The organism is Microcoleus sp. Pol12B4, assembly GCF_036701385.1.
GTDB lineage: Bacteria > Cyanobacteriota > Cyanobacteriia > Cyanobacteriales > Microcoleaceae > Microcoleus.
In genome coordinates this window covers 1-1,350 of the sequence record NZ_JAUBQR010000445.1, presented here as the reverse complement: position 1 = coordinate 1,350, position 1,350 = coordinate 1, and the positions used below count along the sequence as shown (strand labels likewise).

Sequence of the window (1,350 nt, the reverse complement as noted above, 5' to 3'; positions counted from 1 at the left end):
TAGAGGCGTATTTTTCAATTTCCGAGGTGATTTGTTCGATGCCGTTTTTGGTGCGATCGAGTATTACTACCTGCTGTGCCGGCAGCACTCCCGCTGCAATTGACTCGTAATCTTTCACGCCGGAGTCAATGAACACTAAGGAGCGCCGTGGCCGTTTTTCAAAAGAAGATTGTGAGTTAACTTGAGCGAACTTAGAACTCATATTGGAGACTCCATTAAGGGCATTATTGGTAGATACGCCCCGGAGCTATCTCATCAAGCTTATTTGATAACTGTGCGATTTTGGCAATTAACTTTTGTATGGATCGAGGTAATCTAAACTGAAGATAACAGAGCCTAATTGCAGTGGGTTCGAGCTGGCGTCAGAACTTGTGCAAACTTTATCAATCTCTCAGGATAGAGGCATATTTTTGAAGTGCCGAGGTTTTTTTCTCGATGCAGTCAGATTCCCCAGCCAAAATTTTGGAAACAAAATATTCACCTTCATTGATGCTAGAGTCCTTGAATACAAAGCTTTTGGATGGGAAATTTTCCTATTCCGAGAATAGAGTCGTTTCTCTTAAAGAAGCCCACACATTGCGTCCTCCAAAAGTTAGTTTAGGGGTAGATACCGCCTTGGATCCAGAGCTTCTGGAACTGCCAGCGACCTTGTTTATTTCGCTCATTTTTATTTAACCTATCTATCAGTTTCCCCTATTTCTGCAGCTTTGCCATCCGCGATCACACGGAATTTACAGCATTTGCCGATGCTATGAGGTAAAGTAGCAGAAATAGGGGAAACCAATCTCTTAAACGGTGAGGATTCATCAAATTAAGGGCAACTGCTGCGCTCCTGGGGGTGAAAAATATAGCTAGAAACCTTGCCTGAGAAAGGTTCTAGTCCTGAGACTTTTTTGATAAAAGTGACGCTTATTACAAGTTAACTTCATTGAGTTTTCCACAGGTTCAGCATATTTTTCAAGATAATTAACCCACTGTTGGCTATAATTGCCACTCCAAAGTTCACTGCGTATGCGATAAGTTATTTGTGGTTATTTGATGCAAGGAATATATTTTGGTAAATGCTTTGTTTTGACTATATCACCTTCAATAACGTCACGAATATAGGCAATTGTAATCAAGATAATCATTTTATTGATCGGTCTTCTCTTAACCCTGTACCCTCTAAATTATAGCCTCCTGTTTTACAATCACGGAACATTTCGTCAATTCCCATCCGTTGCTTATAAGCAGCGATAACTTCCGATAAACTACCTAAGTTAGTTAGAATAAACGTAATTGCTCAACTAGGGGAAAAAAGGGAGCCATCAGTAGAGAGAGCTTGTTGAATAGATTGATAAGCAGTTAAAC

At 40.4% G+C, this 1,350-nt stretch carries 2 protein-coding genes; one reads left to right on the top strand and one right to left on the bottom strand.

What is annotated here, in order from left to right:
* On the bottom strand, positions 1-202 hold a 202-nt coding region (locus QUA38_RS28915; RefSeq protein ID WP_333167962.1), incomplete at its 3' end, for a DUF4347 domain-containing protein.
* Between the two features lie 233 nt (positions 203-435).
* Here QUA38_RS28915 and QUA38_RS28910 point away from each other — a divergent pair.
* Positions 436-675: a hypothetical protein gene (locus tag QUA38_RS28910; protein ID WP_333167960.1), complete on the top strand. Its 240-nt coding sequence runs from the start codon at positions 436-438 to the stop codon at positions 673-675.
* Positions 676-1,350 lie beyond the last annotated feature (675 nt).

Bases quoted from the DNA above. Each gene is read 5' to 3' on its own strand.
- QUA38_RS28910 (WP_333167960.1), top strand. From the start codon at position 436: ATGCAGTCAGATTCCCCAGCCAAAATTTTGGAAACAAAATATTCACCT.